Source organism: Roseomonas sp. CCTCC AB2023176, from assembly GCF_042259275.1.
Lineage (GTDB): Bacteria > Pseudomonadota > Alphaproteobacteria > Acetobacterales > Acetobacteraceae > Roseomonas.
In genome coordinates this window covers 1,965,684-1,979,091 of the sequence record NZ_CP170086.1, presented here as the reverse complement: position 1 = coordinate 1,979,091, position 13,408 = coordinate 1,965,684, and the positions used below count along the sequence as shown (strand labels likewise).

12 protein-coding genes and 1 pseudogene are annotated in these 13,408 nt (G+C 72.8%); 5 read left to right on the top strand and 8 right to left on the bottom strand.

Features of this window, described 5'->3' with window-relative positions:
- Positions 1-92 precede the first annotated feature (92 nt).
- Entirely contained in the window at positions 93-1,592 is a 1,500-nt protein-coding gene (locus ACE7GA_RS09930) for a tripartite tricarboxylate transporter permease (protein WP_376098965.1), read from the bottom strand.
- On the bottom strand, positions 1,592-2,107 hold the full coding sequence (locus tag ACE7GA_RS09925) for a tripartite tricarboxylate transporter TctB family protein (protein WP_376098963.1): 516 nt from the start codon (positions 2,105-2,107) through the stop codon (positions 1,592-1,594). Before ACE7GA_RS09925 ends, ACE7GA_RS09930 begins: the two co-directional genes overlap by 1 nt.
- Before the next feature lie 152 nt (positions 2,108-2,259).
- Between ACE7GA_RS09925 and ACE7GA_RS09920 the strand changes: the two genes are divergently transcribed.
- Positions 2,260-2,751, top strand: a complete 492-nt coding sequence (locus ACE7GA_RS09920) for a hypothetical protein (protein WP_376098961.1) — start codon at positions 2,260-2,262, stop codon at positions 2,749-2,751.
- A gap of 45 nt (positions 2,752-2,796) precedes the next feature.
- On the opposite strand, the gene ACE7GA_RS09915 is transcribed toward ACE7GA_RS09920, so the two are convergent.
- A complete protein-coding gene (locus ACE7GA_RS09915) occupies positions 2,797-3,765 on the bottom strand; it encodes a Bug family tripartite tricarboxylate transporter substrate binding protein (protein WP_376098959.1) in 969 nt (322 codons plus the stop codon).
- Between the two features lie 581 nt (positions 3,766-4,346).
- On the opposite strand from ACE7GA_RS09915, the gene ACE7GA_RS09910 reads away from it, so the two are divergent.
- Both ACE7GA_RS09910 and ACE7GA_RS09905 read left to right on the top strand, forming a co-directional pair.
- A complete protein-coding gene (locus ACE7GA_RS09910) occupies positions 4,347-5,576 on the top strand; it encodes a hypothetical protein (RefSeq protein ID WP_376098958.1) in 1,230 nt (409 codons plus the stop codon).
- Between the two features lie 306 nt (positions 5,577-5,882).
- Positions 5,883-6,464 (top strand): hypothetical protein, encoded by a 582-nt coding sequence (locus ACE7GA_RS09905; protein WP_376098956.1) that lies wholly within the window; start codon positions 5,883-5,885, stop codon positions 6,462-6,464.
- A 225-nt stretch (positions 6,465-6,689) separates the two neighbouring features.
- On the opposite strand, the gene ACE7GA_RS09900 is transcribed toward ACE7GA_RS09905, so the two are convergent.
- The 3 genes from ACE7GA_RS09900 to ACE7GA_RS09890 all read right to left on the bottom strand — a co-directional run bounded on the left by ACE7GA_RS09900 (position 6,690) and on the right by ACE7GA_RS09890 (position 9,395).
- Positions 6,690-7,841, bottom strand: a complete 1,152-nt coding sequence (locus ACE7GA_RS09900) for an MFS transporter (protein WP_376098954.1) — start codon at positions 7,839-7,841, stop codon at positions 6,690-6,692.
- 33 nt (positions 7,842-7,874) lie between these two features.
- Complete coding sequence (locus ACE7GA_RS09895) at positions 7,875-8,528, bottom strand: methyltransferase domain-containing protein (RefSeq protein WP_376098952.1); 654 nt, start codon at positions 8,526-8,528, stop codon at positions 7,875-7,877.
- A gap of 102 nt (positions 8,529-8,630) precedes the next feature.
- Positions 8,631-9,395: an SDR family NAD(P)-dependent oxidoreductase gene (locus ACE7GA_RS09890; protein ID WP_376098950.1), complete on the bottom strand. Its 765-nt coding sequence runs from the start codon at positions 9,393-9,395 to the stop codon at positions 8,631-8,633.
- A gap of 115 nt (positions 9,396-9,510) precedes the next feature.
- Between ACE7GA_RS09890 and ACE7GA_RS09885 the strand changes: the two genes are divergently transcribed.
- Together ACE7GA_RS09885 and ACE7GA_RS09880 are read left to right on the top strand one after the other, a co-directional pair.
- Positions 9,511-10,548 carry a Bug family tripartite tricarboxylate transporter substrate binding protein gene (locus tag ACE7GA_RS09885; RefSeq protein ID WP_376098948.1) on the top strand — a complete coding sequence of 346 codons (1,038 nt, stop codon included), beginning with the start codon at positions 9,511-9,513 and terminating at the stop codon, positions 10,546-10,548.
- A 7-nt stretch (positions 10,549-10,555) separates the two neighbouring features.
- Positions 10,556-10,974, top strand: a pseudogene (locus ACE7GA_RS09880) (RbsD/FucU family protein).
- Positions 10,975-11,316: 342 nt separating this feature from the next.
- On the opposite strand, the gene ACE7GA_RS09875 reads toward ACE7GA_RS09880, so the two are convergent.
- Together ACE7GA_RS09875 and ACE7GA_RS09870 are read right to left on the bottom strand one after the other, a co-directional pair.
- On the bottom strand, positions 11,317-12,828 hold the full coding sequence (locus tag ACE7GA_RS09875) for a tripartite tricarboxylate transporter permease (protein ID WP_376098946.1): 1,512 nt from the start codon (positions 12,826-12,828) through the stop codon (positions 11,317-11,319).
- Between the two features lie 13 nt (positions 12,829-12,841).
- A complete protein-coding gene (locus ACE7GA_RS09870; protein WP_376098944.1) occupies positions 12,842-13,297 on the bottom strand; it encodes a tripartite tricarboxylate transporter TctB family protein in 456 nt (151 codons plus the stop codon).
- Positions 13,298-13,408: the final 111 nt, after the last annotated feature.

Genomic DNA, 13,408 nt, shown 5'->3' with positions numbered 1-13,408 from the left:
GTCGGGACCGGATCGTTTCTGCCCGGAATCTGTCCGGCTTCTCAACCGACGGTTACATTAATTCCATCTATCGCCGCGTGAGGCAGCGTCGATCAGGCAGCGCGACGGCGGCGCACCGCCGCCCAGATCCACGGCCCCGCCAGTGCGATCACTGCGACCGCCAGGATCGACGCGGAGATCGGCCGGGTCAGGAACGTCGTCCAGTCGCCCTGGCTGATCGTCATGGCCTGCCGCAGCGCCTGTTCCGCCATGGGCCCCAGGATCATCCCGATGACCACCGGCGCCGTCGGGAAGTCGAAGCGCCGCATGAACATCGCGATGATCCCGATGCCGTAGAGCAGCACCAGATCCACGACCGAATTGCTGATGCCGTAGGTCCCGATCGTCGCGAAGACGAGGATTCCGCCATAGAGCTGCGGCGTCGGGATCTTGAGGATCTTCGCCCACAGGCCCACCAGCGGCAGGTTCAGGACCACCAGCATGACGTTGGCGACGTAGAGGGATGCGATGAGCGTCCAGACCAGCGCGGCCTGTTGCGTGAAGAGCAGCGGCCCGGGCTGGATGCCGTAGGACTGAAAGGCGCTCAGCATGATGGCGGCGGTCGCGGAGGTCGGCAGGCCCAGCGTCAGCATGGGCACGAGGATTCCCGCGGCCGCGGCGTTGTTCGCGGCCTCCGGCCCCGCCACGCCCTCGATCGCGCCGGTCGTGCCGAACTCCTTCTTCGCTTCAGGCGAGGCGAGTTTCCGCTCGGCGAAGTAGGACAGCATGGTCGGCATCTCGGTGCCGCCCGCGGGCATCACGCCGAAGGGGAAGCCGAGCAGCGAGCCGCGGAGCCACGGTCCGATGCTGCGCTTCCAGTCGCTCCCGCTCATCCACAGGCGGCCGACGGGCAGCACGACCTGGCCGCCCTCGACGTGGCGCCAGGCGAGGTAGAGCGTCTCGCCCACTGCGAAGAGCGCGACGGCGACGAGGACGACGTTCACGCCGTCCAGCAGTTCGGGGATGCCGAAGGTCAGGCGCGGCTGGCCCGTCTGCAGGTCGATGCCGATCAGCCCGAGCATCAGCCCGAAACCGAGCGACGCCAGCCCCCGCAGCGCGGAGCCGCCGAGCACGGCGGAGACGGTGATGAAGCACAGCACCATGAGGGAGAAGTATTCCGCCGGCCCCAGCAGCAGCGCGTATTCCACGACGACGGGCCCGAGGAAGGAGATGCCGAGCGTCCCGATCGTGCCCGCCACGAAGGACCCGACGGCCGCGGTGAAGAGCGCGGGGCCCGCGCGCCCGTTCTTCGCCATCTTCGAACCCTCAAGGCTCGTGATGATCGAGCCGGACTCGCCGGGCGTGTTCAGCAGGATGGAGGTCGTGGATCCCCCGTACATCGCGCCGTAGAAGACGCCGCAGAACAGGATGAAGGCGCCGGTGGCCTCCACCTTGAAGGTGATGGGCAGCAGCAGCGCAATGGTCAGCGCGGGCCCGATGCCCGGCAGCACGCCGATCGCGGTACCGAGGAAGCAGCCGAGCAGCGCCCAGCCGAGATTCGTGACCGTCAGCGCGTTGGCGAAGCCGAGGGTGAGACCGGCGATCGGGTCCATCAGATGATCCCCTCGAGGATGCCCGCGCCGATGTTCACGCCGAGCAGCCGGTCGAAGCCGAGATAGGCGGCGAGGCAGACGACCGCCCCGATCAGCAGGTCCCGCAGCGGGTGGCGCGACCCGAAGGCAGCGCAGACCAACACGTACTGGATCGTCGCGGCGATGACGAAGCCGAGCCATTCGATCAGCGCGAGCTGCACGAGAAGGGCTGCGAAGATGATCGCGAGCGACCGCCAGTTCACCGGCGGGGCGTCGATCAGCTCCTCCAGTCCGTGCGACCATCCGCCGCGCAGGCCGACGAGGGAGAGCAGCACGCCGATGACGACGAGGAAGACGCCGACCACGATCGGGATCGCCGTCGCCCCGACCTGCGCGTAGAGCGGCGAGGCCGGCACCGCGTAGGCGCCGTAGAGGGTCAGTGCGCCGAGGAAGGTGACGAAGCCGCCGACGGCCAGGTCCGCCCGCGGGGTCGCCGGTGCCACGGGGCCCGCATCGGGCAAGGGGTCATCGCTCAACGGCCGTATCCTCCCGACTCGTCCCGGTAGGCTTGGCATGGGACGGCCCGCCGCGCCACCAGCCGGCGTGACGAACGCGACCCGGATGGATGCTGCGCCGGGGCGCCGGCCGGGGCATCAGGCGCGCCCCGACCCGGATGCCAGGACACGCCATGCACCGCACGCTGCTCGCCCTCTCCACCCTGCTGCTCGCGACGCCCGCGATGGCGCAGCAGTATTGGCTTCCCAACGGCCCGGGCGGGACGACCTGGAACAACCCGCAAGGGTCGTTCATGGGGACCGTGAACGAGCACATGCTGCAGCGCCACGCACAGCAGCTGCAGTGGCAGCGCCAGCGGGAGGCCTCCGCGGCGGGCGTCCCGCAGGCCGCCGCACCGTCGCAGGCCGCCGGCGCCGACCCGTCCTTCCGCCTGAACAACGGCGGCGGGCGCACGGTGCGGGAGGTCTATGTCTCCTCCTCCCAGGATTCAGGCTGGGGCGCGGACCGGCTGGGACAGGACGTGATGGGGCCGGGCGCGCGGCTCGTCGTGCGGCTGCCGATGGGGCAGTGCGTGAACGACATACGCGTCGTCTTCGCCGACGGCACGTCGCAGGAACGGCGGGGCGTCAACACCTGCGGGCTGACCGACCTGTCGGTGCGCTGAGCCCGGGCCGGACGCGTAGCGGACCGCCACGCGCCCGGGGTGACCTCAGGCCAGCCCGATGTCCCGCAGCACCGCGCCCGTCGCTTCCTCGTCGCGGCGGATGAAGGTGACGAACTCGTCGCCGGCCATGAAGGCGTCGTCCCAGCCGCGGGTCTGCAGCAACTCCCGCCATTGCGGCATCGCGTGCAGCGCCGTCAGGAACTCGATGTGCTTCTGCCGTGCGTCGGCCGAGAGACCCGGAGGGCCGAAGACGCCGCGCCAGTTGCCGCTGGTGATGTCGAGGCCGCTCTCCTTCAGCGTGGGGATGTCGGCCTCGGACCGTGCGGCACCGGAGGTCGCCAGCGCCCGCATGCGCCCCGCCTTGATCTGCTCGGAGAACTCCGACAGCCCGGAGATCCCGGCCTTCACCTGCCCGCCGAGAATCGCGGCCTGGGCGGGCCCGCCGCCGGCGAAGGCGACGTAGGAGGCCTCCCGCGCGTTGCGTCCCAGCGCCTTCAGCATCTGCCCCAGCAGGATGTGGTCCACGCCGCCGGCCGAACCGCCGCCGACCGCGACCGCGCCCGGATTGGCCTTCAGCGCGTCGAGCAGCCCGCGGATGTCGCGATACTCGGAATTGGCCGGCACGACGATGACGGCGACCTCGTCCGTCATCCGCGCCAACGGCGTGATGTCCTTCATGCCGACCGGCGAGCGGTTCGTGAGCGTGGACCCCACCATCACCGCGCCCGCCACCATCAGCGCGTCGGGGCGTCCGCGGCGCTGCTGGATGAAGCGCGGCAGGCCCACGACGCCGCCGGCGCCGCCGACATTCTCGAACTGCATGGAACCGACCATACCGGTCTGGCGTGCCACCTGCTCGATCGCGCGGCCCAGCCCGTCCCAGCCGCCGCCTGGGCCGGCGGGGATGAACATGTTGAGCGAGGCGTAGCGCTGCTGTTGCGCCTGCGCGCGCGCGGCGGCCGGCAGGAACGGCAGGGCAGCGGCGCCCCGCAGCAGGTGGCGGCGTTCGATCATCGGCGTCTCCTCAGGGGGCGTCTCGCCCTCTTGCCCCGGACCTTACCCGCGGAGCGCAGACGCGCAACGGCACGATGCGATGCAGGCGTGTCTTCGGAAACATCGGCCGACTGTGTCTTTTGGGTCATGGCCCTGTGGCAATCGCGCCGATATCTTGCGGCGCAGCACGCCACCGGACGGGTCCCCCGCCATCCGCTGGCCCTGCGACCGGAACCCGCCATGCGCGCCGTCCTCTGGGGTCTCGGGCTCTGCCTCCTGCTTCCCGCCGCAGGGCTGGCCCAGCCGCGCCCCGATCCTGCCCGGCCCGAATCGCCCCGCTCCGAATCGCCCCGGCCTGAGTCGCCTCGACCCGAAACCCCGCGCGCTGAATCGCCGCGTGCCGAGGCACCGCGCACCCCCGCGGAGCGCGAGGCGACGGTCGTCAACGAACTCGGCCTCGCGATCCGCGAACTCTACCTCGCGCCGGCCGGGCAGCCCGACCCGGGCCCCGACCGGCTCGGCGCGGACACGCTGCCGCCGGGGGGAGCTTCCGCATCCGGCTCGGCCGCAGCCAGCCCTGCGTCTTCAACCTCCGCGCGGTCATGGCCGACGAATCGGTGCAGGAGCGCCGGAACCTCGACCTCTGCCGCAACCCGCGCGTGACTTTCGGCGACCCCTCCCTCCCGCTGCGGGAGGCGACGGTGGTGAACGACACGGACATGACGGTGCGCGAACTCTACGTCACCCCGCCCGGCGCCGCGGTCTCCCCCTCGGGGCGCGGCCCGGACCGCCTGGGGGCGGAGGTGATCGCGCCCGGCCGTTCCTTCCGCCTGCGCCTGGGGCGCACCCGGGACTGCGTCTTCGACGTCGTCGCCGTGATCGAGGACGGGTCGGAGGTCTCTCGGCAGAACCTCGACCTCTGCCGCAACACCCGCCTCACCCTCGCCGACCCGGCCGTGCCCTGGCGGGAGGCAGGGGTGATCAACCGTGCGGGGCGTCCGATGGTCGCGCTCAATGCCGTCCCCGCGGGACGCGCGCCCACCGGGAACACCCGTTCGGAGGCCTGGGGCCCCGACCGCCTGAACGAGGCGACGCTCGCGGATGGCGCCCGGTTCCGGCTGCGGCTGCGCCTGCCCGCCTGCGCCGCCGACCTCCGCGCCACCTATGCCGACGGGCGGGCGGAGGAGAAGCGCGGCCACGACCTGTGCCGGGAGGGCACGATCGTCTTCGACGGCTCGGGCATCCCGCGCCCCGTGCAGCGCCCGGTCACGCTGGTAAACCGCCACGGCGCGATGCTGGAGGAGATCTACGTCTCCTCCTCCACCGACGGCGAGTGGGGGCCGGAACGCCTGCCCGGCGGCCTGGCCCGCGGCGCGCGGGAAACGCTGAACGTCGCGGTCGAATGCAGCGTGGACATCCGCGTCGTATTCCCCAACGGCGCGGCGGAGGAGCGGCGGGAGATCGACGTCTGCGCCGGCCCGACCGTCGTCGTGCGTGCGGGCTGGACCCTCGCTGCCCGCCTGGACGAGGGCGAGGCGGAACGGCCGGAGGGCCCGACGCCCGGCGCCGTGCGCCTGCGCAACGCCGCGCGCGTGCCGCTGGTCGAGCTCTACCTCGATCCCCCGGGCGGCCCTGCCGGCCATTCCCGCAGCGGACCGCGCGGCGCCGACCGCCTCGGCGCGACCGTGCTCGGCGTGAACGAGACGCTGGACCTCGCGCCGCCCGAGCCAGGCGCCTGCAACGTTCGCCTGACCGCGATCTTCCGCGACGGGCGGGAGGTCGTGCGGGAACCCTTTGACCTCTGCGCGGGCACGGAGGTCGCGCTGCCATGATCCGATCCCTCCCCCGATCCTTCGCCGCCGGTCGCGTGCCGTCGTCGCGGCGGCCCTGCTCGCCGCGGTCTTGCTCGGCATCGCGCCGGCGACCGCGCAAGACATCGCGCTGCCTGTCCCCGAGGCGCTGCGCGGCGCCTGGTTCACCGGCGAGTGCGGGAACCCCGGCGCGATGCTCGCGCTCTCCGCCCGCGCCGTCGTGCGCATCCCGGGGGATGGCGGCGCGCGGCTGCTCCGCTTCACCGCCACCCGCCGGGAGGGGGACTGGATGGTCGGCACGGGTCGGGGCGCGGAGGCCCCCGGATCGTGCTGCGGGGCGACGCCGGGGCGCTGGACACGGCCGAGCCGTCCAACAAGGTGCGCGACGACCGGCTGCCGGGCGACGCGCCGGTCACCCGCTGGCACCGCTGCGCCGTGCCGCCGCCGAACCTCGCCATCCTGCACGGGGAAGGGCTGGCCATGCTCGGCGGGCTCGAGGCGCTGGAGGCGGCCTGCGCCCACGGCCCGATGCAGGCCTGCGCCGAGGCGGCGATCCGCGCGGGGGACGTATCCGGCGACGGCCTGCTCAGCGTCGCGGAGGTCGCGCGGATGGTCCGGGGCTTCGCCTGGGTCGTCGCCGCGAGCCAGGAGGGAACGGCCGGCTCGCTCGGGCTGGTGGGCGGCGCCGGGGCGCTCGGCGGGCTGGCCGCGGCGCGCGTTCTGGTGGAGAGCCTGGACTACGACGGGGACGGACGGCTCTCGGCCCGGGAGCTGGCGCAGGACCGGGCGTCGCTCTCGACCGGCGGTGATCCCGCCGGCCGGCCGCTGGCCCTGGAGCGGGTCGCGGATGCCGTCGGGATCCTCCGCGCCCTCGTCGAAGGCCTCATGGCATCGGGGAGTGCCGACTAGAGCGGGTCCGCGCAGGGCGGAATCGCTCGAAGCGGCGAATCTGCTCTTCATCCAGGAGCCCAGACCCGGTGATCCCGACGCAGTCGGCCTGCAGCGGGTCCAGGGCGGGACCGCCCGGAGCGGGGCGCCCGGCCCTCGGGGCAACGGTCCGGGGACCGGGGGCGAAGCCAGCCTCGGCGCCGCCTGATCCCCGACACCAAAGACCCCGCCCGACGCGGCCCGGCCTCACCCCCGGTCGGCCCGCAGCCACGCGCCGAGCGCCAGGATCCCGATTCCCGCGCCGATGAAGGACCAGCGGTATCCCGCCGCCCCGATGATCGCCCCGAAGATCAGGCTGCCGACGCATTGGCCGAGGAAGAGGGCCATGGCGAAGCCCGCGACGCTCGTCGCGCGGGCCTCGGGCAGGGCCTCGGTCGCGCGGGCCTGCAGGACTCCGTGCAGCATGAAGAAGCCGAGCCCGAAGGTGACCTGGGCGGGTGCCACCCACCACCAGTCCCGCGCGACCGCCACGGCGGCGAAGGCCACCGCCAGTGTGGAGGCGCCGGCGGTGAGCAGGCCCTGCTCGCCCAGGCGCGCGACCAGCCGGTGGGCCAGGCGCGTGTAGGCGAGGGAGCCAAGGCCGAAGCCTGCGACGACGAGGCCGGCCCCGCCGGGGGAGAGGTGGAATTCCTCGATCAGGTAGGATCCGACGAAGGGAAAGCCCCCGCCGAAGAGGAAGACGCCGTCCCCGGCCGTCGCGAGCATGAGCCGACGCGGCCCCGGGCGCGACAGCAGCAGCAGGAAGTTCCGGAACCCCGGCGCCCGCGCCGCCGGGTCGGGGCCGGTCGGGAGCGCGAGGACCCGGACCCGCCAGGCGAGCACCGCCGCCGTCAGCAGCGCCCCGAAGCCCGCGAGGAGGAACACACCTTGCCACCCCGTTGTCTGCGCGATGAGGCCGGAGACCGGGCCCGAGAGGAGCTGTGCGAGGACGACGCCGGTCAGGACCCGCGAGATGGTCGTTTGCCGCTCCTCGTAGGGTGTCGTGGCGCCGAGATAGGCGAGGACGAGCGGCATCACCGCGCCGCCGACGAGGCCCGTCGCCGTGCGGAAGGCCGTCATGCCGACGAGGGAGGAGGCGAAGACCGTCAGCGCCGTCACCGCGCCGTAGAGGAAGAGCGCGGTGACGAGCACCCGCAGCGCCCCGAGCCGGTCGCCGAGCCAGCCGACCAGAAGTTGCCCGCCGCCATAGGCTAGCGCGAAGCCCGCGACGACCGGCGCCATCTCGGACACCGTGACGCCGAAGTCGCGCGCCAGGCCGGGCAGGATCGGGTCCATCAGCCGCATGCCCCAGCCGGCCGCGAGGGCGGCGAGGGTGAGCAGCGGGATGATGGGTGGCATGGCCGGGGAAGGGGCGCCCGGGAGCCGGACGCGTCAAGGCCGGGTCAGGCGGGGCTCATGCCGGTCCGCGGTGCGGCCGATGACGGCGTAGAGGGGATCGCTCCGCCGCCCGTCGCGCAGGACCCGCGCCTCCACCGACGCGAAGCCGGCGCGGCGGAGGTAGAGGTCCACGAGCGCGACATGCCCCGCATCGTCCAGCGCGGACCAGACGGCGACGGCCTTCGTCGGGAAGCAGCGGTTCGAGAAGGTGATCGCGACCGGCGCCCCCGGCCGCAGCGCGCGGGCCAGGTCTGACAGGACCTCCAGCGGGCGCTGGAGGTACTGGACGGAGACGCAGCATCCCGCGCCGTCGAGGGAGGCATCGTCCAGCGGCAGGCGGGGGTCGGCGTTGAGGTCCTGGACGAAGTGGCGGGTCAGGCGCGGGTTGGCGGCCAGTTCCTCGGCGTTCAGCCCGTGGCCGATGACCTCGGCGTAGGCGACCTCCTCCGGCAGGTGGCTGACCCAGGAGGACATGAGGTCGAGGATACGGCCGCCCGCCGGAAGCACCTCCCGGTAAAGCGCCGTGACCGCGCCGATCGCCGCGTCGTCGATGTGGGTGACGAAGCGCGGCTGCCCGTAGAACAGCGGGTCGGGCGAGGCGTCAGGCTTGCGGAAGGCGCCGGGCGGCAGTTCGGGCAGGATGTCCATCGCTGGCGATATGGGCGGGTCCGCGCGGTTCGCGCCCCCCAGTTGACGCCTCCTCGCCCAACGCCCCCTCGCTCAACGCCCCCTCGCTCAGCGCCCCCTCGCTCAACGCGCCGTGTAGCCGCCGTCCACGAGCATGTCGGTGCCGGTGAGGAAGGAGGCTTCGTCGGACGCGGCGAAGACGATGGCCGCCGCGATTTCCTCCGGCCGCCCCACGCGGTTCAGCAGGTGCGCGGGGCCGAGGGCGGCGTCGGTCGCCTCCTCCGACCCGAAGCGGGGCAGGATGCGGCCGGTCATGACCGCGCCGGGTGAGATGGAAACGGCGCGGATCCCTTCCTGCGCGTGGTCGATCGCGATGTGGCGGGACAGGGCGATCAGCGCCGCCTTCGTCACGCCGTAGGTGCCGCGGTCCTTCTGCCCGACATGGCCGAGCTGCGAGGCGATGGAGATCACCACGCCCCGGCACTGCGCGCGCATCGGCGCGAGCGCGGCGCGCGCCATGAGGAAGGCGCCGGTGAGGTTCGCATCGAGCGCGCGGGACCATTCGGCCGTCGGCGTCTCCGCGATCGGGAAGGGCGGCGTGATCGCCGCGGCGTTGTTCACGAGGATGTCGAGGGTTCCGAAGGCGTCCAGCGTGCGCGCCACGGCCTCCGCGCAGGCCGCCTCCTCCGTGATGTCCGCGGCGATCACGAGGATGCGGGGCGGATCGAGCGCGTCCTCGGCAACCACCGCCTCGAGGCGGCCGGCATCGAGGTCGAGCAGCGCCACGCGCGCCCCGGCGCGCAGGAAGCGCGCGGCTGTCGCGCGCCCGATGCCGCCGGCGGCACCCGTGATGAGGGCGACGCGGCCGGAGAGGGTGGTTTCGGTCAAGGGCGGTCCTTCCGGGTTCCGCGTATCGTGGCGCGGCTGAGGCACGCGGTCACGCCATCGCCCCCGGCGTTGACCGGGGGACGGCCCGGTGGAAGCTTCGTCGGCGGAGGTGCCGATGAACGTTCCGCCATTCTTCGTCCGGGGCCGAGCATCGTCGGCGTCCCGGACCGGACCGTCCCTCGGCGGCCGACGCGGGGTGCTGCTGGGCGGCGCGTCAATCCTCGCCATGCCGTCCGCGGTGCGGGCACAGGACTACACGAACCGCCCCGTGCGGATCGTCGTGCCCTTTCCTGCCGGCGGCACGGCCGACCTGACCGCGCGCCTCGCGGCCCGGGTGCTGCAGGGGCGCCTCGGCCAGCCCGTGGTGGTGGAGAACCGCGCGGGCGCCGGCGGCAACATCGCGGCGGAACACGTCGCGCGTTCCACGCCGGACGGGCACACGCTGCTGCTGGCGGGGCAGGCGATCCTCGCGATCAACGCCGCGCTCTACCCGCGGCTGTCCTATGACCCCGCGGCCGACTTCGCCTTCCTCGGCATGGCCGGGATCTCCGCGAACGTCCTGATCAGCCATCCCGCTGCGGCGCCGGCGCGGACGATCGGGGAACTGATCGCGGTCGCGAAGGCACGGCCGGGCGCGATCGCCTACGGCTCCAACGGGCCGGGATCGCTCGCGCACCTGACGGTGGAGGTGCTGGCGAAGGAGGCCGGGATCTCCTTCCTCCACGTGCCCTATGGCGGCGCGGCGCCGCTCCTGACGGACCTGCTGGCCGGGCGGATCGGCTTCTGCCTGACGGCCACGCCCGTGGCGCTGCCGCCGGTGCGCGACGCAAGGCTGCTGGCGCTGGCGGTGACCACGGGCGCGCGCATCGCGCCGCTGCCGGAGGTGCCGACGCTCGTCGAGTCCGGCTTCCCCGCACTGGATGCGCCGAGCTGGTTCGGACTGGCCGCGCCGGCCGCGACGCCCGCCCCGATCCTGGCACGCCTGCGGGCGGAGATGGACGCCCTGAACCGGAGCGAGGCCTATCGTGCCGAGCTCGCCGGCCTCTTTTCCGACCCCATGCCGCTGACCCAGGCGGAAGCGGACGCCCTGCTGACGCGGGAACGGCGGACCTGGACGGAGGCCGTGCGGTCGTCCGGCGCCCGGGCGGAATAGGGCGCGGCTGCGCGGCCTCGATCCGCTGCTGACGCCGGACCTGCTGCACGCGCTGACGAGCGCGGGGCATGGCGACCGCATCGCGGTGGTGGATGCGAACTTCCCCGCCGCAGCGAATGCGCGACGCCTGTGCGACTGCCCGGCGCGGATGCGGCGACGGCCCTGCGCGCCATCCTCTCCGCCCTGCCGCCCGACGACTTCAAGCCCGATCCGGCCGGCGTAATCGAGGTGGTGGGCGATCCCGCTGCGGTGCCGGAGGCGGTGACGGATGTCACGAGAGTCTCCGCCGGCATAAGCGCCGCCCCGCCCGCCCGACTGACCCGGCACGACTTCTGCGCCGCGGCGCGCGACGCCTTCCCGATCGTCGCGACGGGAGAGCGGCGGCTCTACGGCAACATCATCGTGACGAAGGGCGTCGTGCGGTAACGCACGCAGATCAGCGTCTGCGGTAACGCACGCGGATCAGGGTTTTCGGTAACGCGCGCGGTTCGGCGTTTGCGGTGACGGACGGGGATCAGGTTTCGCGGTGAGGCGCGCGGCGGCGGAGGGTGCCGTGACGCCCGCGGGCAAGGGTCCGTTGTGATAGGCGGGCCTGCGACGGGTCCGGTGACGCGCGCGGCGCCGACGGTCGCGCGAGCGCGCGCCGGGACCGGCCGCGCGTCGTCCGGAAGATCGAGGTCCAGGAGGCTAGCCTCCTGGCGAGTGGCGGGTCCGGGAGAAAGGCGCTGCCCTCCTCCCGGGACAACCGCCGCGACACCCCGGACGACGTCACGACAGGCGTGCCTCCCGCCGCCCGAGGCCGCGCAGCCGGTCGGCGATCGCCGGGACGGACCAGGCCGCCGCGGCGACCGTCAGCACGCACAGCACCGCCGAGATCGGCCGCGTGAAGAACGGCGTGACGTCCCCGCCCGAGAGCACGAGTCCGCGCAGCAGGTTCTTGTCCAGCAGGTCGCCGAGAACGATGCCGAGGACGAGCGGCGCCATGGGGAATCGCAGTTCCCGCAGCACGAAGCCCAGCAGCCCCGCGCCGAGCATGACGTAGATGTCAAAGAGCCGCTGCGTGATGGCGAAGGCCCCGACGACGCAGAGGACAAGGACGATCGGCATCAGCCTCTCGCGCGGGATCAGCAGGACGTAGAGCAGCGGGCGGACGAGCACGTAGCCGTAGAAGAGCTTCACCATGTCCGCGACGATGAGCATCGCGACGATGGAATAGATGAACTCCGGCGTGGTGATCGCGAGCATCGGTCCCGGGTTGATCCCGTGGATCATCATCGCGGCCATAAGGACGGCGGCAGGTGCGGATCCCGGGACGGCGAGGGTGAGGACGGGGATGATGGCACCGGGGACGCAGGCGCTCTCGCCGGTCTCGGCGGCCATCAGGCCCTCGATGCTGCCCTTGCCGAACTTGTCGGCCTCGGCCGAGCCGCGCTTGGCCGCGGCGTAGGAGGTCCAGGCCGCGATGTCCTCGCCCAGGCCGGGCATGGCGCCGATGAAGGTGCCGATGCCGCCGGAGCGCAGGATGGTGCGCCAGTATTTCAGCACGTCCCGCGGGCGGGGGAAGATGCTGTCCACCTTGCTGATGACGGCCTTCGCCGCGGGGCCGCGCATGGATTGCAGCACCTCCGCGACCCCGAAGACGCCGACGAGGACGGGGAGCAGGCCGAGGCCGCCGGCGAGGTCGGCATTGCCGAAGGCGAAGCGGGCGTAGGAGTGGTTCGATTCCTGCCCGATCGTCGCGATGAACAGCCCGATGAATCCGGCGATGTAGCCCTTCAGCGGGTCGCCACCGGACAGTGACCCCGCGATGACGATGCCGAAGAGCGCGACCCAGAACATCTCGTAGGAGCCGAATTTCAGCGCGAACTCCCCGAAGATCGGCGCGAACATCGCGAGGCAGAGCGCGCCGAAGAGCGTCCCGAGCCAGGACCCCGTGGTGGAGATGCCCATGGCGCGGCCTGCCAGGCCCTGGCGCGCCAGCGGGTAGCCATCCAGCGTCGAGGCGGCGGAGGCCGGGGTGCCCGGGATGTTCAGCAGGATGGCGGATCGCGAGCCGCCGTAGATCGCGCCGATATAGACGCAGATCAGCACGAAGATCGCGACGTTGTGGTCCATGCTGAAGGTCAGCGTCGTCAGCAGCGCGACACCCATGGTAGCTGTCAGTCCGGGCAGCGCGCCGATGACGATGCCGACCAACATGGCCCAGAAGGCGTGCAGGATGATGCCGCCGGAGAGGATCTGGCCGAAGCCGGTCGCGAGGTGGCCGAGCGCGTCGTTCATGGGGCCTCGGCCGTCAGGGCAGTCGCACGAGGAAAAGTCGCTCGAACAGGAGCGTGACGGCGCCGCCGGTAGCGAGGCCGATCAGCGCGGCGTCGGCCAGCCGCCGCGGGCGCCCGGCGGGGCCGCGCGGCCATTCGAAGCCCGCGATGAAGAGGAAGACGAAGACCGCCGTCGCAAGCCAGAAGGGAAGCCGGCCGATCAGGACGACCGCGTAGAGGAGGGCGAGGCCGGCTGCGAGGGCCAGGCTGCCGTTGTCGTTACCGGTCTCGGCAGGCCCCGTCCCGGCAGGGCGCGCGGGATCGTTGCGCCGGAGCGTCCGGAGGGCGAGAAAGATGGCGAGGATCGCGATGACGACGCCGTAGAAGCCGGGGACGATGCCTGGCGCGGTCAGGCCGGTGCCCGACTGCTCGGCGAAGGTGGGCATGCCCAGGCACTCGACCACCACCGCGATGCCGAAGGCGAGCAGCACCGCGGCAGTGACCAGGTCGGCACGGACCGAGGGCGGCGCCTTCTCCCCCTCGAAGGGGAGGCCGTCTCGACCGGGCCGTCGCTCACGCGGCCACTCCCGCGCAGTTCACGG